The sequence below is a fragment of the Klebsiella sp. C349492 genome (assembly GCF_042055345.1).
Lineage (GTDB): Bacteria > Pseudomonadota > Gammaproteobacteria > Enterobacterales > Enterobacteriaceae > Klebsiella > Klebsiella scottii.
Genome location: NZ_JANQCE010000012.1, coordinates 47,630 through 68,077, shown reverse-complemented (window position 1 = coordinate 68,077; position 20,448 = coordinate 47,630). Strand labels below are relative to the sequence as shown.

The window sequence follows — 20,448 nt, the reverse complement described above, 5'->3', positions numbered from 1 at the left end:
ACCTTGCTTATATCTGTCCCAGATAATCGCCTTCTGCTCTGGCGTGTAGTTAATCCGAGTTCTTCGTTTCATGGCAACGTCCCCCTTGATTAAGGATAGCGTTGCATCGACCCATTGAACTCACAGCCAGGAGCGGACGTTTATTTTTATAATCAAGTAAAAAAGAATCACTGATAAATATAAGTTTCTGCGTTAATTAGCTTTTAATTAAACTCCTCTGGGCTTCCTGGTTATGAAAGCCCGTTGTTTTTATTCATTATACTTCACCACTAATTAGTTTTTTTCCGGGCTCACAACCATCCAGACAGCAACACCTATAATTGCCGCCCCTATAATGAAGCCATTGTTAACGATTTCGCCCAGCACAATATATCCCCACAGCATGCCAAACGGAGGAATTAAGAATGTCACTGTTAATGAACGTAACGGCCCGACATCGGCAATCAGACGGAAATACAATATGTAAGCAAACGCAGTACAGATCACTCCCACTGCAATTACGCTTACCCATGCCTCTTGCTGTAGCCAGTCAACAGTAGGGCCAATGCTGGTGCTCCAGAGAAAAAAAGGCATCAGAAAAATAGATGCCCCCATCTGGCTACCGAAGGCGACAATTTTAGGATCGAGTCCGCCTTTGTTGGAAATCCAGCTTCGTGTCAGAAAACTGGCGACCCCATAACAACCGGTAGCGATGAGACAGGCAATAACACCGGCAATTTGCTTATCCGCAGACGATGCTTCACCAATTGTGGTGATCACAATGATGCCGACAAGTCCCAGGAGCATGCCAGCCCATTTTCGGAGTGTCAGTTTTTCCGCAAAACATGAAAATCCAACGAGTGCCCCCATCAAAGGCGTTGTTGCATTCAAAATGGCTGAATACCCGGCAGGTAGCCATTTGGCCGCAAGGCAATACATCAGAAAGGGCAACCCGGAGTTAATCACGCCAAGTACCACTGAGGACTTGAATTTACCTTTAAAATCAAAAGAGGATTTAAGCATAAACAAAATAACCGCGAGGCCTGCAAAGCCAAAAAACACCCGCAAAAAAGCGGTGTTAATGGCACCGAATTGCGGCACAGCTATACGCATAAAGAGAAAGCTCGCCCCCCAAATAGCGGCAAGCAGGAGTAACCGGAGATAGTCAGCAACACGCATAACAGTTCCTTTTTCTTTGAAGGGGAAGTAACAACGAAACTGTGAATCATGCCAGACATGTCGACAAACAAGATTTTTGTTTATACTTAAGATTTTCTAACTTATAAAGCACAATATCTGATGAAAATCCCACCTTTACATGCGCTTATGTGTTTTGAGTCTGCGGCCAGACTTATGAGTATGAAGGCCGCTGCTGAAGAATTATGCGTAACGTCCAGCGCTGTCAGCCAGCAGATTGCAAAACTGGAAAACGTGACGAACACTCGATTGTTCATACGCAGTCCTCGTCGTCTCGAACTGACAACTGAGGGGCGCATCTATCTGAGGGCGATACGGCCCGCTTTCAGCCAGATAGCAGAAGCAACACAACGCTTAACGAATGATGGAAAGGCAAATAAAGTAACGATTAGTTGCACAAGTGGTTTTGCCATTCAATGGCTGCTGCCACGGCTGCCTGCATTTGAAAAAGCCAACCCGGGTGTGGAAGTACAAATCAGTACAACCAACAGACAGGTTGATTTACTGTCTGAAGGGATTGATTTCGCTATCCGGCACGGCGCTGGTAGCTACCCTGGAATGGAGTCTGAGTGCCTGGTGAACGATAAACTTCTCCCGATCTGTAGCCCCCGATTAATTGCACCGGAACACGAACTCTCATCACCGATCGATATTGCAGAGTACACGCTGTTGCATGATGAACACCGACTGGACTGGTCCGTCTGGTTTCGTGCACTGAGTATTGCCAATGTGAATACTGACACTGGTCCTGTTTTCGTCGATTCCAACGGCGTGATTGAGGCCGCAATCGCAGGTAAAGGTATTGCGCTTGTTCGCAGTGCTCTTGTTCAGGAAGAACTTGCAAGTGGCTTGCTGATTAACCCGCTGAAAATGCCGGTTGATTCGCCGATTGCGTACTACCTGGTGTACGAAGAGTCCGCTATATTGCAGAAGATAAGTCGCCGGTTCCGTGACTGGATTACAACAGCAGCCAATAAATACCCAGCGATACAAGGCGAGAGAAAATAAAGATGTTGATTCAGGTTCAATCTAATTCATAAGGTCACAAATTCCGCTCCTCGCTCATTGCAGACAGCTAAGGGCCAAAACTAACACTAACCTTATAATTGAAGCGACATCGTGTTGCAGTCACTTTGAACATGGCACTGCTTCATTATTTAGACAGCGGTATCAGGCATGATTTTTCTCCACCATTCAGGTTTCATATCTTGAAATGAGTGAAATTGTGGCGAAAACAAAGCGCGCTCGTTGTGGTCAAAAATACCGCTAAGCAAAGCAATCACCGGATCGTCATCGATAGCGCCGACAGAGGTGCCACACCGGGCGCAAAATGCCCTGGATGAAGCCGTGGATGAGCGGAACAGGGAAGGCACTCCCCCTTCGCCAGTCCATTCAACATCATCCGAGTGGAATTCAAGCCATACTGCGGTCTGGCAGCCAGAATGCTTCTGGCATATATCGCAGGAGCAGGAATGAGAGGAAGAAGGGTTCACCGCTGTGAATCTGATAAATCCACATAAACACCCACCAGACAATTTCTTATCCATACCAGTCGATCCCTTATCAACGCTAACAAAGTGTTAAAGATAGCATCGACCCGTTGAACTCACAGCTCAAAGCAGACAGTCACGTTCAACATCCCTTCGCCACGATGAGGCTACATTAGCCTTTATAAAGCCGATGTTCTGAGCCCTCAATAATGGAGGCTCAATATTATCTCGTACTACGGCAGCTATTTTTCTTTCAATAACTTACCCACCAAATCAGCAACCTGCACCTTATTGAGGTCTGATAACGGGAAGTGGGTATTTCCGTTCCCCCTATATAGGGAAGGTGCGTCGTGCAGATGGTCAGCGTGTCCGCAACGTCATTCCCGCATCAATAAATCAGCCGCGTATCGCCTCTAGCCAACCGGCTACCGTCTCCGTGGTTCTGCGTTCCTGATCGCATTCAATGACCAGCGGTTTTTCCCGACGAGCGGCCGGAGCAAGGACAGCGAGGATATCCTCGCTGTCACCTTTGCCGTAGCCGCCGTGGGTAATGAAGGGGATGAGTAATTTACCCGCAAGGTTGTGGGTACTCAGAAAGGTTTGCACCACGGGAGGCACGCTGGTTCCCCAGATGGGGAAGCCTAAATAAACCGTCTCATAGCGCCCGATATCCGCGACGCTATTTTTTAATGCCGGCTTTGTTCCCCGGGCACGCTCGTTTTTTGCCTGTTCAACGGTCTGGAAATAGTCCTCCGGATAAGGCGCAGCCGGTTCGATTGCAAACAGATCGGCTTTCAGGCTGCGATGAATGACGCCGGCAATCACCCGCGTATTCCCGCTACGTGAAAAGTACGCCACCAGAATACGGCTGCTGCCCCGAACGTTGGCGGCTGCGGACGCCGCCGGCGCCAGCGTGACGCTAGCCAGCGTAAGCCCGGCCAGCGCCGTAATTAACGCTCTGCGGGTGGGATCGTGTTCCATACCGGTTCCTCTACCTGCTCGCCAGCGCCTGCTGCAGCGCGCGTTCGGCCCGCATGGCGGCATCGTTTTCACCATGCTCGCGCAGTACCTGTGCCAGCTGCCGCAGCTGTCCTGCCGTCAGGCCGACCCGCATGCTTGCCCGCGTATGCGATAACAGCTGCGCTTCAACCCCGGGCGTAGCCGCTAATGCGCCCACCGTTGCCAGCTCGCGGCTTTGCCAGTCGAGATTATCGCGGGCAAAAATGTCACCGAACAGGTGCGTTTGCAGGAACTGATTAATGACCGGCGCAAAATCAAAAAGCGGCCCCTGAACCGGAGCCCCGGAGATTTTGGTCTGATTTGCGGTGCCGGTGCGGAGAAGTTCCTCCCCGACGGGAACCGGTTTGCCCGGTTCTTTACCCTCAACGTCTGCGATGCCCCGCTGTTTGCGCGCTTCAACCACTTTCATCAGCTCATTAAGCGCATTCAGGCTGCGGGGGAAACCCGTATAGGCATAGAGCTGGACGAGAATCTCTTTGGCTTCGTTTATCGTGAGTCCGGCGTCCAGACCCTGATTAAGCGCCGCATTAAGCTTATCCATCTGACTGCTGGCCATTGATGCCGCAATCAAAGGGATAGCCTGCTGTCGGGCAGACAACGAGTCTGAAACGGTTTGTTCTTGATTCATTTCTGTGGCTCCTTTCGTCACCGGCGCGGCATTTGCCGTGAGGCTAAAACCCCAGGTCAGCAGTGCCGCTGCCGTTAATGCCTTAACGGGCGTGGTATTGTTCATCCGTCACTTTCTCCATCCAGTTCACTCTTTTGCCATCCACAATCCCGGTTATCGCCAGATGCGTCATGGCGCTGCCCGGCGCTGCGCCATGCCAGTGCCTGACGCCCGGCGGGCAAGAGACGACATCGCCAGGGCGAATGACCTGTACCGGCTGGCCTTCCTGCTGCGTAAGCCCTACGCCGTAGGTCACAATGAGCCTCTGACCCGCAGGGTGCGTATGCCAGGCGGATCGCGCTCCGGGCTCAAACGTGACATAAGCTGCGGAAACGTTGATGTCGCTATCCGGCCTGAAGAGCGGATCAACCCGGACGCGGCCGCTAAAATTTTCCGCCGGCCCGGATACCGCGTTCTGACTACCGGCGGCGGCAATATGGACGGCGGCATTTTGCTCCGCGGCCGAGGATGTAAAAGCAATGAGCGGCAGCAGTAGCCCGAGGTAGCGTAAACGTTGAGTCATACAAAGCGTCCTTATCGTTGGAAGGGGATGGCCTGCGATGATTCTAACGAGGGGGCGATGTCGTCAGGCTGACGAACGCCTGACAATTGCGTCAGCCTGGCCCGCCAGCCTTTTTGCCTCCCCCGCCCCGGCGAAGGCGCTGCCGGTTTTTTTATCCGGCTGCATTGCCAAAGTCAGTCCAAACGTGTTGATCCCCCCTTCGCTGCGCGCAAAGACGTCCCCCCGATGCATAATCGCCACGGCACGGACGATCGATAACCCCAGCCCATGATGCGTATCACTCCGCGCACGAGATGAGTCGACGCGATAAAAACGTTCAAAAAGCCGACGCAAATGCGCTGCCGCAATGGGATCGCCTGGGTTCGAAACCTCAACGCAGGCTTGATTATTCTTTGCGCTCAACCTGACGGTTACCGTACTTTTAGCGGGCGAATGCCTTGCGCTGTTTTCCAGCAAGTTGGCCAGTGAACGGTGGAACAACCGCCGGTCAATATGCGCGGTGACATCGCCTTCAACGTCAAGGGAAAGCTGTTTCTCAGCAAAGGAGGGTTCGACATACTCCGCTGTTTTAAGCGTCTCCTCACGCAGGGAGACCGGCGCAAGCTGGGAGGCATGTTCGCCCGCGTGCGCATGGGACAGAAACAGCATGTCGTTAACGATCGACGTCATTCGCTCAAGCTCTTCGAGATTTGACCCCAGCAACTCTTCCAGCTCATCATGCGAACGTCGACGTGAGAGCCCCAGCTGCGTCTGGCCAATCAGGTTGGTCAGCGGCGTACGAAGTTCATGGGCAACGTCGGCGTTAAAACTTTCAAGCTGTCGCCAGGCGACCTCCTGACGCTCCAGCACTCCGTTAAAGGATGAGGCTAGCTGCCGTAGCTCTCCGGGCAATGCGTTGGTATCCAGGCGCTGGCCGTGATCCCCCGGCGCGAGATGCTGCGCCTGTTTACCGAGCGCCCCCACCGGCCGCATACCAATCCTTGAGACCATATAGCCCAGCAAAGCGACGATAAATACCCCCAATGCGGCAATAACCAGCAGCGTATGGGTGAACGCATCGAGAGTGCCCATGTACGGCGTGGAGTCGATGGCAACCACGTAGCGTAGCGCAGGTCTTTCGCCGTTTGCGGGGATAGTTTTTACTAACAGGAACAGCGAGCATGCGCCTTCCGATGCGCCGGGCGCTTTATTAAAGCCCTCCCGCAACGCGGACCACTCAACCCCAACCGGCGGCGTTCCCCCCACGCTGAATCGTGGATTATTGCTCACTATCCAGTAGCGAACGCGCTCGCCTTCTGAATTGGCCAGCACGGTGAATTTATTGGCCAGCGTTGACCAGCCGTCGGCCGAGGTACGCGCGGCGATCCACGGGCTCATTAATGACTCACGGAATAACAGCTCGTTGTGCATCTGCTTTTGCAGCGAGTCGTGCAACGAGCTTCGCAGCAGAATGCCGATAACCGAGACGATCAGCAGTGCGGATAGCGCGAACATCAGCGCCAGATGGACTGAGATGGAGCGTCTGGCCATGCTTATCCTCTTCATTTATTCAGGCCTGACTTCGAGGACGTATCCCATACCGCGTACGGTATGAAGTAATTTAACGGCGAACGGGGCATCAACTTTGGCCCGCAGGCGTTTAATGGCGACCTCAACCACGTTGGCGTCGCTGTCAAAATTCATGTCCCATACCTGCTCAGCAATCATCATCTTCGACAGGATTTCTCCCTGATGACGGGCAAGAAGGCTCAGCAGAGAGAACTCTTTGGCGGTCAGCTCCAGCCGCGAACCGGCGCGAAACACCCGGCGAGCCAGCAGGTCGAGATGCAGATCGTGAATTTGCAACTGGGTGATATCAACCCCATCCGTTGACCGGCGCCGCACCAGCGCCTGAATGCGCGCCACCAGCTCAATGAGTGAGAACGGTTTGGGGAGGTAGTCATCAGCGCCGAGGCGAAGCCCTTTGACGCGCTCGTCAACCGATCCCCGCGCGGATAGCATCAGCACGGGGGTTTGTTTACTGGCCCGCACGCCCTCAAGCACCCGGTAGCCATCCATTCCCGGCAGCATCACGTCGAGGATTATCGCGTCGTAGTCGAATTCCAGCGCGTAGTGAAGCCCTTCAGCGCCATCGGCAGAAACATCCACCGTAAATCCGGACTCACCCAGCGCACGGCTGAGATAGGTTGACGTTTTTTCTTCATCTTCGACTAACAGCAGACGCATAACGAGACTTCCTCTTAACCTTTCAACGGCGCTTCAACATCGGAATAAACCTGCACGGCATCCGGCAGCCGTTGGCCCTGGATAGCGATCGCATCCAGCGAACGGCTGAGCTCGGCCATCTCGGCGGGCGTCAGCGAGACTCCTGCGGCAGCCGTGTTTTGCCGCATATGGTCTTGGTTTGTGGTGCCGGGGATCGGGACAATCCAGGGTTTGCGAGCCAGCAGCCATGCCAGCGCTATCTGACCTGGCGCGGCATTTTTTCTTATCGCCCAGGCTTTCAGTAACTCAACCAGCTGTATGTTGTGCGCGAGGTTATCGGGCGAGAAGCGCGTTTCCGTCGCGCGGAAATCACCGGCGGCAAACCGGGTATTCTCATCAATCCAGCCGGTTAAAAACTGCACGCCTAACGGGCTCCACGGCACAAACCCAATTCCCAGCTCTTCGCATACCGGAAGCACGTGCTTTTCCGGTCCCCGCCAGAGCATCGAATATTCGCTTTGTACGGCGGTGACGGGTACGGCCGCATGGGCCCGCCTTAACGTATTGATGCCCATTTCCGACAGTCCCCAGTGCAGGACTTTTCCCTGATCCATTAAATCCTTAATCACGCCGGCGACATCTTCGATCGGAACCTGAGGATCGACCCGGTGCTGATACAGCAAGTCGATGCGATCGGTCCGCAGGCGTTTGAGCATATTTTCGACAACCGCTCTGATATGCTCCGGCCGGCTGTTGAGGCCCGGCAGGCGCTTGCCGGTCTGCTGATCGATGTTCCAGCCAAACTTCGTGGCGATAACGATTTTATCCCTGAAAGGAGCCACCCCTTCCCCGAGGATCTTCTCCACTTCGAAGGGACCGTAGGCTTCGGCTGCGTCAAAAAACGTCACGCCCTCATCAAATGCCCGGCGAATAATATTCACCATCTCGGGACGCCACGGGGTAGAGGTGTCGTATTTACGGCTCATGTTCTGAACGCCCAACCCCACGGCGGAGACTTCCAGCTCCCCGAGCCTGCGTCTGCCCGGCGTAGCGGAGCGCTGGCTGCCTTGTCCGGATGAATCCGACGAAGAGGATTTCCCTGCTGCCAGGGCGTGGGGAAGCAGTGACGCCGCGGCGATGCCGGCTCCGGCCGCTAAAAGCTTACGTCGCCCGGGCAGCGCCGGATTGTTTTGGCTTTTCATGGTTCGCTCCTTTTCTGCGCTAATTGAACATCAGCCTCGTGTAATCTGCGGTCATTGTGCCGCCTGATTGCCAACATAAAGCTGACGGTTGCCTGACAGCCCTGTCAGAAACTGGCGCCTGCCAAACCGCGGCTTCCTGACAAAAATGTTATTGGCCTGTCACGATGCTGACAGTCCTCGCTCCCTACTCTGAATCCGCAATTTTGATCTTGCGGACCTGCATGGACAGGCCGTTACTCGTTGGGAGATACCATGAAATTCACGCTGTTAAGCGCCATGCTGTTTACGGCAATGGCCGGAATCACCTCGGCCCATGCGGCTGATTACAAAAAGAATCCGTTTACTCTCGTCTATGACGGCGCCATCACCGAAAACGTCAAAGGCAAGGTCAACATCCACCCGGTGAAATACGATCTGCACGGCATCCAGATTGCCGCGAACGTCTATACGCCGGCCAACTACGATCCCGCGAAAAAGTCCCCTGCGGTTGTGGTTGCCCACCCTAACGGCGGCGTAAAAGAGCAGGTTGCCGGGCTGTACGCTCAGCGTCTGGCAGAGCACGGCTACATTACGATTACCGCCGATGCCGCCTGGCAGGGAGGCAGCGGGGGGATGCCTCGCAGCGTGGATAAACCCGCTAACCGCATTGAGGATGTTCACGGGATGGCTGACTACATCAGCCAGTACCCGGGGGTGGATACTTCCCGCCTCGGTCTGCTTGGCATCTGCGGAGGCGGCGGGTATTCACTTGTTGCAGCAGAAACGGATAAGCGATTCAAATCGATTGCCACAATCAGCATGTTTAACTCAGGGCTTGTACGCCGCAATGGGTTACAGGATTCGCAGCGGGATACTATCCAGCAGCGGCTTCAGCAGGCTTCTGACGCGCGCGCTCAGGAAGCCGCCGGAGGCGAAATTCTTTACTCCGGCGATGCAAATCTGACCGATGAGCAGATCGCTAAATTACCTTTTGCCTTATATCGGCAGGGCTACGAGTACTATTGGAAAACCCACGCCCACCCGAACTCAACGTTTAAATACACCACCAGCAGCCTGCTGGACTTGATGAACTTTGACGTGACGGACCATATCAATCTCATCAATAAACCACTGCTAATGATTGCCGGTACAAAAGCGGATACGCTGTATATGACCGAAGATACATTCGCTAAAGCCACCGGCACGAAGGACAAAGAGCTCTTCCTGATCGACGGCGCGACCCATATCGAAACTTATTGGGTTCCCAAATACGTTGACCAGGCTGTGCGGAAGCTGGACGTCTTCTTCGATAAGAATATTTAATTCGCCGCCGTCACTATCCCGGCCGGCCTGACGGGCCGGCCGTTACTCATATTTATTCGCCTGACGACCCCCAGATTAGCGAAGTCACGGGGAAAGATAATTACGCCCATTAAATAGGCGCTATGAATGAAATTCATAAACCCGAACGGGAGACGTCAGGTGAAGGTTATTTTTTTATCTGAATGGTCAGCGCCATTAAGGCGCTGGCGGCCGTAAACGCCGCAATAATCCAGCCCATGGTCCACGGCGTGCCGTCGCTGAACAGCGCCAGCAGCAGCGAAGAGATGATGCCGCTACCGTACTGCAGCGCCCCCATCAGCGCCGATGCGGAACCGGCAACGCTCGGTACGGCGTCCAGCGCGCACGCCGTAGACGTTGCAGCAATGATGCCGTTCATGGAGAAGAAGACGAATACGGCTCCTGCGATCGCGCTAATCCCCCCGACTCCCAGCCCGCTTGCGACCGCCAGGACTATTGCGGCAAGGGTAGCGACGAATACGGCAATCTTAAGTAACGCTTCCAGCGGATAGCGGTGAACCAGGCGGCGGTTGACCAGGCTCACCGCCATCAGTCCGACAATGTTCACGGCAAATAGCCACCCGTAATGCTGCGGGTCAACGCCGAAGTACGTGATGTATACGAACGGGGAGCCGGTGATAAAGGCATAGGCGGCGACGTAGTAGAACGTCAGGCACAGCGTACAACGCATGTACTTGCCATTAGTCAGTAATGCGTAATAGTTACGAAAGGCGCTGGATACCGACGCCTGCGAACGTCTGTTTTCAGCTAATGTTTCCGGTAGCCAGAATAACGAAACCAGCATCAATGTTCCGATAACCGCCAGAAGCCAGAAAATGGCGTGCCACGACGTCACTTTAATCATTTGCCCGCCAATCAGGGGGCCGGCAATCGGCGCGATGGCCATGATGATCATCAGGGTCGAAAGCATCTGCGCTGCCCGGGTGCGGCTAAAGAGGTCGCGGATCATCGCCCGCGCCAGCATCGGGCCGGTACAGGCGCCTAAAGCCTGAAAAACGCGCCAGAAGACGATTTGCACGATATCCGCTGATAACGCGCAGCCCACAGAACCGATAACAAACAACGCCATACCGATGAACAGCGGCAGACGCCGCCCGAAGCGATCGCTAATCGGCCCCCAAATCAGCTGAGCAATGCAAAAACCAATAAGAAAACCGGTGATGGTCAGCGCTGCATCGCCCTGTAAATCTTGCGCCATGACCGGCATTGCGGGGAGATAGATATCGGTTGATAAGGAGGTGACAGCCATTAATGCGCTGAGAATAAGTACAAATGCAAGAGTGGTTTTTTTAGCCGTCGCTGACTGCGTTCGTGCCTGTGGATTAAGCATGGTGATCCATCTGGAGATAATGAGATAGACGCATGTTAACCGGTTTGTACCCGCAGATAATCGCGGGCAGGAGGATAGCCACTATGAGCGGTATTCATGAATACTTCGCGGGCCTCAGTAAAGCAAGTAGCGATATACCGCCGCCGTTACCACGACATTCAACATCACGCTGATAAAGAAATAGCGCCTGAAGGGCTGCTTTTGCGTCTTATGCCGAAAGAGCTGCTGGCCCATAATCGCCCCAGGCCATCCCCCCACCAGCCCAAAAACGAGCAACGTCAACTCGGGGACTCTGCGCCAGGCTTTGCGGGCCGCCATTTTATCGACGCCATAAATCGCCAGCGTCAGCGCGTTAACCAGTAAGAACCACATAGCCAAAGCATGGGGAAGAAATAAGCAGCCCAGAGCCGCTAAGCCGAGAAGAATGTAACAAAAGCGATTGAGGTTCATTAGCCAGAGGTAACATTTATAAGCTGAAACAGGAGGCCACTATACCTCTGGACGATGGCGATGTGCAGATCTCAAAGGATCTGTCGATGTTAAAGACCGTAAAGGAAGTACAGAGATCATCGGATTGAGTCACGGTATTAACTTACCTGTAGGCAGCGCCAAGGGTAAATCACTGGCACACGTCAGCATTCATCACTGATGATTGAAATGGAAGTTGATAGATCTACACTCTACCTTTGCAAAGCCGCTGCAGCTGGTCAGACGCTTAAAAGTGCTGAAATCAAGTTCTATCATATCAGCCATGCAGGGCAACAAGTGGCCTATTATTCCGTGTTGATGGAGAACGTAAAGATCACAGGCGTTAACTGTGGTGCGCCTAATTGCAAACTTTCAGCAAATGACCAAATGAACCACCTTGAAAGCATCAGCTTGCAGTATGAGAAAATTAGCCGGGAGATCCACGACGGGAATATTCAGTTTACAGACGCCAGGAATCAGCGACCAACAGCATAATAAAAAGGTTAATCGCAACGATCGGCAACCTGTTTTCCCGCATCCATTTTGCGCTGTTCAGGATAATACAGTTCATGAGTACTTTTTTAAGCCATCGGAAATAGCTTTGAGAGGCTGTTAAACCCTGGTGATTTAACGAGCCGAAAAAGTGTGATCTCTGTTATCGGTAAAAGATCGCTATTCTGCCTGCCGTGGGGCCAGGAATGGATAAGAGCGATCTTTACTTGCGGTACAGACTTCCTGAGCGCTGATGACGATCTACCCGCGGCTGCCTAAATCGCGATCCTCCGGCTCCCCAACGAGAAGGCGAGTAAGCTCATCGCAGCGCACGATGCGCCCGGACGCCAGGGTAAAGCGCGCCATCACGGCAATTTCGCTCTGCTGGCCGCTTTTTTTATCCACTTTGACATGGTGATGAGTGAACACCGTATTCTCATCGCCGGCTATGGCCAAAACCGAAAGGGTCATGCCTGTAGTCAGCGCCTTAAGTAAGGCCATATGCCCGACGAATCCTCGATAGTCGAGGCTCTTTCCATCCACCTGCTGCTGATAGTCAGGAGAGAAATAGAGGGCAATTTTGTCCTCCTCGTGCTGCGGGTTCGTAATGATTTCCCGCAGGGCGTCCATAACGATCTGACTTTGTTTGTTCATCTTATTCCTTAATTAATCTATGCGAAGCGTGGCGACAGGTTGAATTAAGGTTAGAGGATCGCGGTCGTGGTACGATAGCCGTATCTGGACATTATATACGGCCAATCAGCCATGATGATGCGCATCGAAACCTTTGATTATCAGCGCGGCCATGTCACAGAGTGGCATGAGCATAACAGCGGTCAGATCTACTGGCTTAAAGCCGGCATCATGGTAGTTGAGACCGGCCAGGCGCAGTGGACGGTCACGCCGGGCTCGGTGGGATGGTTTCCCGCCGGCCTGCGCCACAGGGCCCAGGTGCCGGGCAAGCTCAGCGGGACAAGCCTCTATCTTCATTTATCGACCTGCGCGAGACTCCCGCAAACGCCCGGGATCTATGGTAGCGATAGCTTTGTTCAGGCCCTGCTGGAGCGCCTGTGCGCCGGCCCCCGGCCGGGCTTTCCCGCTGATTACTCGTCCAGCCTGCTGTCGCTGCTGGCGGCTGAAATCGCCCACGCGGCCGAACTTCCGCTCCAGCTGCTTTTGCCGACCGATCGCCGCGCGCGTAACGTTGCCGACCAGCTACTGGCCCATCCGGATAACCTGCAGACCCAGGCGCAGCTGGCCCAGCGCTGGGGGATCAGCGTTCGCTCTCTCAGCCGCCTGTTCCGCGAACAAACCGGCCTGAGCTTTTGCCAGTGGCGACAGCAGGCTAAGGTGGTCACTTCGCTCCAGTGGGTGCTGGCAGGGGAGCCGATCGCCGAGGTCGCCGCGCGCAGCGGTTACGCCAACGTCAGCGCCTTTATCGAGGTATTTCGCGAGCGGTTTGGCCACACGCCCGGTCAGCTACAGCTCGGTATCGCTAAATAACCCTTTGTCGACGCAGAGCGCCCGCCCGTCCCGGCGGGATTCGCGCAGCAAAAAAGCCGGCTAAAGCGCCGGTTTGCCAGCCGCATTAGGCCATTGACAGCGCTAACTGTAACGTTACACTAAACCGTTGTAGTTTATGAATCCCATCAAAAAAGCGATGCTGAATGCGACGAAGACTCTGCCATTCACAAATTGCTGCAAAGGAGATGTATGGCAAATATTCGTGATGTCGCAAAGCACGCCGGCGTTTCGGTGAGTACCGTATCCAACGTGCTTAACGGGCGCACCGATCAGATGCGCGTTGAAACCCTGGCGCGTATCCAGCACAGCATGCAGGCGCTGAATTACCTGCCGAATCGGGTCGCCCAGCAGCTAAAAACGGGACAGGCAAAAATGATTGGGCTGCTGGTGCCCTCGATCGTTAACCCCAGCTTTGCCTCGCTGGTCCGCGAGGTCGATCTGGCCGCGAAAAAGCGCTTTTATCGGGTGCTGATCGGCAACACCTATCGGCAGATTGAAGAAGAAGAAGCCTTTATTGCCGATATGTTTGCCCACGGCGTGCGCGGGATTATCGTTGCCGCCTGCGACATTGAAAAACCGCATTTTGCCCAGGCCGCCGCGCAGGGCATGATGATGGTGAACTACGACAGCCGCATGCCTACCGGCGTTGAATCCGGCGGCCTGGCCCTCGACAGCGTCTCGATGGATAACATCGAAGCAGGCCGTATGGCCGCGGAGCATCTTATTGCCCGCGGATGTCGGCGCCTGATCTTCACCACCGTCGCCGGCATGACCTCCAGCCGGGCGCACAAAATTGAAGGTTTTCTTAGCGCGGTGCGCCGCCACGGTCTTTTTTACGACGGAATGATTGTCGAAGAGAAAACGATGGCGGCCTATGGCGACACGGAAATGACCGAGCTGGGTCGCTCGCTGGCGAAAAAGATCTGCCAGCAGTCGCAGCGTCCTGACGGAGTTGTCGCCATTAACGATGCCCTGGGCATTGGGCTGATGGCCGGCCTGCACGAGGCCGGGATCAGCGTCCCGGGGGAGATCTCGATTATTGGCATTGATAATATCCCGCTCTCCGGGCTGGTTTATCCCGGGCTGACCTCCATCATGCCGCCGCTGGCAGAGATGGCCGAGGTGATGGTCGAGCGGTTAATTGAGCGGATAGAGAACCCGACGCTTTCGCCGGCAGAGTTTCTGTTCCCTCCCGCGCTGGTCCGCCGGCAATCGGTACGCGAGGCGCCCGCTTCCTGAAGCTGGCGCGTTCCGTTGCGATAAAAAGAGAAGCCCCCAAGGCGCTTCTCTTTTTTCATACCAGCGTCGGCCCGACGGTAAGCAGAATATTGGCAAAACGTCGGGTTTCGCCAGAAGCGATGGCTAACAGCGTATCCGACGATTTTGCCTGGGCGTAAAAGGCGTTTCGCTCAATATATTCAAGCTCAGTCGCTTCTGTCAGAATGCGACGATATTCACGCGCAATAGTATTATCAAACTCAGGCGGGCTGGTCATCAGCGTTGCTTTTTCAACATTAAGATAGCCAAGAATTTTTTGCAGGATCGTCACGCTGCCAATTAAGCCGGGAGAAAAGTTCAGGTACACAATCCGCGCCTGCGCTGCGGTGTTGGTCAAAATAGAATAATTAGCATCGGCAATAAGAATATTGGCCTTATGCCCGCACAGCGCCAGCGCCTGGAGTAAATCAGGATGGATAATATCGGACTTAATCATCAATATGCTCTCTTAAATACGGGCGGCGTTAACCGCCCGGCTCTCCGTTACGCCCGGTAAATACCGCCGTTAATATCAATTGTCGCCCCTGAAATAAAGCCATCGTACTCAGAGGCAAGGAAACAAATGGCTCTGGAGACATCTTCCGGGGTGCCCGCTCGTCCCAGAGGGATTTCCTGGATCGTGCGATCGGCAGAAGCCTGGGTGGTGTGCTGATTATGGAAACGCGTTCCCAGAATCAGGCCTGGGGCGACCGCATTGACCCGAATGCCAAACTCCCCGAGCTCCGCGGCAAGCGATCGCGTCCACGTCAGCACGGCGCCTTTTGTGGTGGAGTAAACCAGCGACCCCGAGTGGCCGCCGGAGCGCCCGGCCAGCGAGGCCAGATTCACGATGCTGGCGCCGTCCGGGGCGGATTTCAGCCACGGCAGCGCCTGCTGGGTCACGTTGAGCATGGTGGTCATATTGACGTCAATCACGGTCCGCCAGAAGCGGGCGTCGATCTCGCCGAGCCACTTACGGCCGATGATGCCGCCGACGTTATTGATCAAAATATCGATACCGCCTAAAAACTCTGCCGCCGCCGCCACGCAGCGGGCCGCTTCCGCTTCATCCGTTAAATCGGCATGGCCGCAGGCCGCTTTGCGTCCTTTTTGTTCGGCAATAGCCATCAGCTCTTTGGGCCCGTCTTCGCCGCTGAAATAGTGAATATAAATATCGCATCCCGCCTCAATTAATTTTCTTGCGGTCTCTTTTCCAATACCTTGTTCAGCACCGGTAATAAATACTTTTTTTCCCGTTAACGATCCCATTTCAGACTCCTGTTATTCAGACTCAACGCCACCAGAGAATAATATTTATCGCCAGGGCCAATTTCGGAACGTGGACGTCCCTACCCCCTGGCATAGTAAATTTCAGCTTCTGGGCAGTGATTCCGGCGGCATAGCCATCATGCCACCGCCTTGTACTACGATTAACGCAACGCTTAGTAACCCGCCAGGCCCGGCAGCCAGGTGGTTAACGGTGGCACCATCGCCACGATAATAATGCCGACCAGGACCACCGCCAGATATTTCGCCATTGGCCGGATAACGTGCTTCATCTCCACGCCGCAAATGGCGCAGGTGGTATATAAGCCCAGCCCAATGGGAGGTGAAAATAACCCAAAGCCCATTGCCAGAATCATGATGATGCCGAAATGTAATGGATTAAATCCAAGCTGAACGGCAATCGGAACCAGAATCGGGGCAAAGATAATAAGGGCCGGCGCGCCTTCCAGCACTGCGCCGAATATAATCAAAATCACGATGGTGAGCAGCAGGAATAGCCAGGCCCCCTGCTCAACGCCAATACCGACCAGCAGCCCGGCGATTTGCTGCGGGATCATCTGAATGGTCAGCGCATAGGAGAGGCTGGTGGCGCAGGCGACGATAAACAGCAGCACTCCGGACATCGCGGCGATATCAATAAACATCTTCACCGTGGCTTTAAACGTCAGCTCGCGAAAAGCCAGCCGCCCGACCACGATGGCGTAGATCACCGCAAAGGCGGAGATCTCGGTCGACGTGGCGATCCCCATCATCACGCCACGGCCGATCATAAAGATCATCACCAGACCGACGGCGGCGCCCAGATAAAGCTGGGTGCGCGGGCGCAGAACGGGGTAGGCCTCGCTGACGTTAATTTTGCCGCCAAAGCGGTTGGCGGCAATCATCAGCAGCACCAGCAGACAGGCCGCAGGCACCAGGCCGGCAATAAACAGCGCCCCGATCGAGATATTGGCCACGAAGCCCATCACGATCAGGTTTACGCACGGTGGGATGGTTTCAGCCATTACCGCCGAGGCGGCGAAAACGCCAGCCGCTTCCTCTCCATCCTGCTTCGCCCGCCGTACCGCCGGCATCAGCACGCCGCCAACCGCGGCGACGTCCGCCAGCTTGGAGCCTGAGATGCCCGAGAAGAAAGCCATCGACAGGACGGTGGTCATGTTTAACCCCCCGCGAAAGCGCCCCATTCCCCGCACGATGAGCTCAACGAGGCGCGTGGACATGCCGTTGATCTCCATTGCCGCTCCGGCGAGCAAAAAGAAGGGGATCGCCAGCAGGACGAAGTGATCGACCCCGGCCGCAACCTGCTGAGAGAAGAAGACAAACGGCAGCGACGGATCGCAGATAAAGAACACCATCGCCGACATGCCGAGGGTGAAGGCAATCGGCACGCCGGCGAGAATACCGAGGACGAAGCAGATAAGCATCAGCCCCGCCGCCGCGCTGGCCGGATCGGCCATCAGCGAAAGCTTCACGTAGCCAAGCGCGGCAAGAGCGAGGATCCCGACGCCGCTGAGCAGCACGACCCTGGCGCGTTCGCGTAAGGCAAGCTCTAGGGCGGCGACCATCATCACCACCGATCCAATCAGCACCGGAATAACGTAGATAATCTGCGGTAAACCGGTTTCGGTAGTCTGCACGCGCGCGGCCTGGACCAGGTCATAGCTGGAAATCACCAGCCCGACGGAAACCAGAAACAGGACCCAGCGGCTGGCGTGCACCACGTACGGCCGGACGTGCGGCGGAAGAAAGCGCAGGAACAAATCGACGCCAATATGTCCCCCTCTTGCCGTCGATGTCGCAACGCCAAAAAAGACCAGCGCAATCATCAGCGCGCGCGCCACCTCTTCCGCCCAGTGAATGGGGGAATGCAGCGCATAGCGCCAGATAACGGATGCGAAAACCACCAGCACGTTGATAAACAGCACCAATGCCCCGGCCCAGGAGGTCAGGGTCGTCAAAAATCGACTCAACCTGCCGAGTAGCGCCAGCGCGACGCACCCATCCTTTGCTTTAATCGAGATATCAGCCATCTTGAACTCTCTGTGTAAGGTCATGGATATCACCGCCGTTCACCCGCGAGGGCGGGCAAGCCGGCGGTTCCCACAGCTACTGGTTGTCCGACGCGGCGGCGGCGATCTCGTCAACGATAGGTTTCATATCCGGATACTGGTCAAGGAACGCCTGCCAAACTGGCTGCACCTGCTGATAGAAATAGTGGCGATCGGTTTCGCGGAACGTCACGCCTTTCGCCTGCAGGTTCTTAATGGCCTCCTGCTCTTTTTTAGCGGCCTGCTGGCGTTCGTAATCGGTCGCCTCCTTTGCCGCAGCCAGCACTTCGCCGCGCAGCTCCGCCGGGATTTGCTCGAAGCTTTTCTTATTCATGGCGATCATCAGCGGGTTGTAGCTATGGCGGGTCAGGGTGCCATTTTTGACGATTTCATAATATTTACTCGAGTAGATCGTCGGGGCGTCATGCTCTACGCCGTCAATCACCCCCATCTGCAGGCTCGAATAGACCTCCCCGCCCGGCATAGGAATGGCCACCGCCCCCATATGGTTGAGGGTGGCGATGAAGTTAGGCACCGGTAAAACGCGAATTTTCAGATTCTTTAAATCTTCAGGTTTTTCAATAACCTTCTTGGTATAAATATTACGCGCGCCGAGGTTATAGCCGTAGCCCAGCACCATCACGTTAGCCTTATCCAGCATTAAAGCCGCCAGCTTTTCACCCGCTTTTCCGTCGAGGGTTTTACCGACCTGAGCGTAATCTTTAAATAAATAGCCGAGATCCAGAACGCCAATTTCAGGCACCAGCGTTGCCCAGATAGATGTCCCGGAGATCATCATATTAATTGCGCCAATACGTACCTGCTGGGTGGCGTCGGCCTCTTTACCCAGCATACCGTTGGCGAAATAGTTGAGCTTGATCTGTCCCTTCAGCTTCGGGTTGTTGTTGAGGTTTTCCTGAAAACGGCTGTACCAAATGTAGTGGGCGGAGGAGTCGTCCCCCGGCAGCGAAGAGTAGACTCGAAAGTTAAGCGCCGCGTGGGCCAAAGAGGTCACGGTGCTGCCGGCTAACAGGGCCGCGCCCAAACATGCAAAAGCAAAAATACGACTTACTGAACAAAACGGTTTCATTTTCATCATCGTTATCCTTTCACGTCCCGTTGAGATAGATGTCACCCTCTCAGGCCTTGCTGAATCGGCGGGGGAGTTAAACAAAAAAGTAGCTTCACGCTTCTACTGTAACGTTTTAGTGTAACGTTACAGAAACTATCCGGCGCCTTATCTAAAAGCAAGGTACTTAACGGGCTCATGGCGGATGAGATGTGAATTTTGTGGCGGACATCGCTAATTTGCGGGCGGGCGTTACACAATAAAAACCGGGGCGTCGCTGTTTAGTCACTGTTTAGCGCAGAGAGGGAGGAAGCGGCAGAGCGTTAGCCCCCGCCGCGCTGGCGATGGGCCTCAGGCGGCAAAGAAAAACCATGCGGTCTTAATAAGCTGATTCTCAACCTCAAAAACCGCCATGCTCTCAATCGGCTCTGCGGAGAGTCCGTAAATCAGCTCATGGTCGAAAATCTTATTCCCGAGAACGGTACGGAAAATAACCTCCGCGCGCAGTTCTGCGATATTAAAACGCTGGTTGACGTAAAACTCTCTTAACGCCGGAATGCCGATCAGGGAGGGGGTTTCCGCAGGCATGCGATACGCTTTGAAATCTTCGGAAAAGCAGGCAATAAATTCATCAATATCGTGGGCGTTGTAGGCCTTAAACTGCTTCTCAACCGGGCATTCCATGACGCTTTCCTTTCCACCAAAAATAATTATAAATTCACAATAACTGAATTTATATTCAAAGACCAACCCCTATTTTTGTCAGTCATTCCCCGACAATCCTCCCCTTTACGCCCGATAGCCATATACAACAAGCGGCTCTGTTTTATCGCCTCAGATCACAAAAAAATAAACAATCAGCGCAATTATTGCGCACTTTATAAAAATGTCGATATTTTTAATTTATGGCGACGAAATCAACATCGCTGTGCCTGAGCCCACCGCGAGGATCGATTCTGATGAATACTTTCACTGCCGTAAAACCCAATGCCGATGAGAGCGCCCGCGGCGACAGCGGGTTCACCATCGCCCCCTCCTCCCGGTCGCCGCGTCTGCAGGATCTCACCTTTTCCGCGCAGATCGCCCAACGGTTTATGCAGCAGACCGCGCAGTGGCCGGTACAGGCGCTGGAGTATAAATCCTTCCTGCGCTTTAAAATCGCGAAGACCCTCGACGATCTCTGCGCCGGTCGGCAAACTGCTGTTAATTAACAATCTGTTCTGGCTGCACGGCCGCGACCGCTTTATCGCGCATCCGGATCTGCGCCGGGAGCTGATGCGTCAACGCGGCTATATCAGCGATGCCGCCCGCCACGAGCGGCCCCATCAATAAGCGCTATCAGGGGAAGG

20 protein-coding genes and 3 pseudogenes are annotated in these 20,448 nt (G+C 54.5%); 6 read left to right on the top strand and 17 right to left on the bottom strand.

Going from position 1 to position 20,448, the window contains the following annotated elements; translation table 11 throughout:
* Positions 1-273: 273 nt before the first annotated feature.
* Entirely contained in the window at positions 274-1,158 is an 885-nt protein-coding gene (locus tag NWP14_RS27145) for a DMT family transporter (RefSeq protein ID WP_375216266.1), read from the bottom strand.
* A 120-nt stretch (positions 1,159-1,278) separates the two neighbouring features.
* Here NWP14_RS27145 and gcvA point away from each other — a divergent pair, with 120 nt between their 5' ends.
* A complete protein-coding gene (gcvA, locus tag NWP14_RS27140; RefSeq protein ID WP_346432050.1) occupies positions 1,279-2,184 on the top strand; it encodes a transcriptional regulator GcvA in 906 nt (301 codons plus the stop codon).
* Between the two features lie 149 nt (positions 2,185-2,333).
* Here gcvA and NWP14_RS27135 read toward each other — a convergent pair whose 3' ends face one another.
* The 8 genes and pseudogenes from NWP14_RS27135 to NWP14_RS27100 form a co-directional block, all read right to left on the bottom strand.
* The gene (locus NWP14_RS27135; RefSeq protein ID WP_375216265.1) at positions 2,334-2,723 is read right to left on the bottom strand and encodes a GFA family protein; all 390 of its coding nucleotides are present in this window, start codon (positions 2,721-2,723) and stop codon (positions 2,334-2,336) included.
* 185 nt (positions 2,724-2,908) lie between these two features.
* A pseudogene (locus NWP14_RS27130) lies at positions 2,909-3,024 on the bottom strand (alpha/beta hydrolase); the annotation flags it as partial.
* Positions 3,025-3,062: 38 nt separating this feature from the next.
* Positions 3,063-3,647, bottom strand: coding sequence for a flavodoxin (locus NWP14_RS27125; protein WP_331833634.1), 585 nt, complete (start codon positions 3,645-3,647; stop codon positions 3,063-3,065).
* Positions 3,648-3,657: 10 nt separating this feature from the next.
* Positions 3,658-4,419 (bottom strand): carboxymuconolactone decarboxylase family protein, encoded by a 762-nt coding sequence (locus NWP14_RS27120; protein ID WP_095105453.1) that lies wholly within the window; start codon positions 4,417-4,419, stop codon positions 3,658-3,660.
* Entirely contained in the window at positions 4,397-4,876 is a 480-nt protein-coding gene (locus NWP14_RS27115; RefSeq protein ID WP_375216264.1) for a cupin domain-containing protein, read from the bottom strand. Before NWP14_RS27115 ends, NWP14_RS27120 begins: the two co-directional genes overlap by 23 nt.
* A gap of 63 nt (positions 4,877-4,939) precedes the next feature.
* Positions 4,940-6,406 (bottom strand): heavy metal sensor histidine kinase, encoded by a 1,467-nt coding sequence (locus NWP14_RS27110; protein WP_375216263.1) that lies wholly within the window; start codon positions 6,404-6,406, stop codon positions 4,940-4,942.
* Between the two features lie 15 nt (positions 6,407-6,421).
* The gene (locus NWP14_RS27105) at positions 6,422-7,102 is read right to left on the bottom strand and encodes a heavy metal response regulator transcription factor (protein WP_095105447.1); all 681 of its coding nucleotides are present in this window, start codon (positions 7,100-7,102) and stop codon (positions 6,422-6,424) included.
* 14 nt (positions 7,103-7,116) lie between these two features.
* On the bottom strand, positions 7,117-8,283 hold the full coding sequence (locus NWP14_RS27100) for an aldo/keto reductase (RefSeq protein WP_375216262.1): 1,167 nt from the start codon (positions 8,281-8,283) through the stop codon (positions 7,117-7,119).
* 252 nt (positions 8,284-8,535) lie between these two features.
* On the opposite strand from NWP14_RS27100, the gene NWP14_RS27095 reads away from it, so the two are divergent.
* Positions 8,536-9,585 (top strand): alpha/beta hydrolase, encoded by a 1,050-nt coding sequence (locus NWP14_RS27095; protein ID WP_375216261.1) that lies wholly within the window; start codon positions 8,536-8,538, stop codon positions 9,583-9,585.
* A 166-nt stretch (positions 9,586-9,751) separates the two neighbouring features.
* Here NWP14_RS27095 and NWP14_RS27090 read toward each other — a convergent pair whose 3' ends face one another.
* Complete coding sequence (locus NWP14_RS27090; RefSeq protein ID WP_095105438.1) at positions 9,752-10,954, bottom strand: multidrug effflux MFS transporter; 1,203 nt, start codon at positions 10,952-10,954, stop codon at positions 9,752-9,754.
* Positions 10,955-11,068: 114 nt separating this feature from the next.
* The gene (locus tag NWP14_RS27085) at positions 11,069-11,404 is read right to left on the bottom strand and encodes a DUF1294 domain-containing protein (RefSeq protein WP_095105435.1); all 336 of its coding nucleotides are present in this window, start codon (positions 11,402-11,404) and stop codon (positions 11,069-11,071) included.
* 64 nt (positions 11,405-11,468) lie between these two features.
* Here NWP14_RS27085 and NWP14_RS27080 point away from each other — a divergent pair.
* Positions 11,469-11,917, top strand: a pseudogene (locus NWP14_RS27080) (Hcp family type VI secretion system effector); the annotation flags it as partial.
* Between the two features lie 258 nt (positions 11,918-12,175).
* Here the strand turns inward: NWP14_RS27080 and NWP14_RS27075 are convergent.
* Positions 12,176-12,568: a nuclear transport factor 2 family protein gene (locus tag NWP14_RS27075; RefSeq protein WP_375216260.1), complete on the bottom strand. Its 393-nt coding sequence runs from the start codon at positions 12,566-12,568 to the stop codon at positions 12,176-12,178.
* Positions 12,569-12,679: 111 nt separating this feature from the next.
* On the opposite strand from NWP14_RS27075, the gene NWP14_RS27070 reads away from it, so the two are divergent.
* Positions 12,680-13,417: a helix-turn-helix transcriptional regulator gene (locus NWP14_RS27070; RefSeq protein ID WP_331833640.1), complete on the top strand. Its 738-nt coding sequence runs from the start codon at positions 12,680-12,682 to the stop codon at positions 13,415-13,417.
* A 192-nt stretch (positions 13,418-13,609) separates the two neighbouring features.
* Positions 13,610-14,677, top strand: coding sequence for a LacI family DNA-binding transcriptional regulator (locus NWP14_RS27065; protein ID WP_375216259.1), 1,068 nt, complete (start codon positions 13,610-13,612; stop codon positions 14,675-14,677).
* 55 nt (positions 14,678-14,732) lie between these two features.
* Here NWP14_RS27065 and NWP14_RS27060 read toward each other — a convergent pair whose 3' ends face one another.
* The 5 genes from NWP14_RS27060 to NWP14_RS27040 all read right to left on the bottom strand — a co-directional run bounded on the left by NWP14_RS27060 (position 14,733) and on the right by NWP14_RS27040 (position 19,783).
* Positions 14,733-15,152, bottom strand: coding sequence for an RbsD/FucU family protein (locus NWP14_RS27060; protein WP_095105595.1), 420 nt, complete (start codon positions 15,150-15,152; stop codon positions 14,733-14,735).
* Between the two features lie 47 nt (positions 15,153-15,199).
* Positions 15,200-15,964, bottom strand: a complete 765-nt coding sequence (locus tag NWP14_RS27055; RefSeq protein WP_095105593.1) for an SDR family NAD(P)-dependent oxidoreductase — start codon at positions 15,962-15,964, stop codon at positions 15,200-15,202.
* 173 nt (positions 15,965-16,137) lie between these two features.
* Positions 16,138-18,012 (bottom strand): TRAP transporter large permease subunit, encoded by a 1,875-nt coding sequence (locus NWP14_RS27050; RefSeq protein WP_375216268.1) that lies wholly within the window; start codon positions 18,010-18,012, stop codon positions 16,138-16,140.
* 76 nt (positions 18,013-18,088) lie between these two features.
* A complete protein-coding gene (locus NWP14_RS27045; RefSeq protein WP_095105589.1) occupies positions 18,089-19,129 on the bottom strand; it encodes a TRAP transporter substrate-binding protein in 1,041 nt (346 codons plus the stop codon).
* A gap of 321 nt (positions 19,130-19,450) precedes the next feature.
* A complete protein-coding gene (locus NWP14_RS27040; RefSeq protein ID WP_375216258.1) occupies positions 19,451-19,783 on the bottom strand; it encodes a nuclear transport factor 2 family protein in 333 nt (110 codons plus the stop codon).
* 275 nt (positions 19,784-20,058) lie between these two features.
* Between NWP14_RS27040 and NWP14_RS27035 the strand changes: the two are divergent.
* Positions 20,059-20,431, top strand: a pseudogene (locus NWP14_RS27035) (carbon starvation induced protein CsiD).
* Positions 20,432-20,448 lie beyond the last annotated feature (17 nt).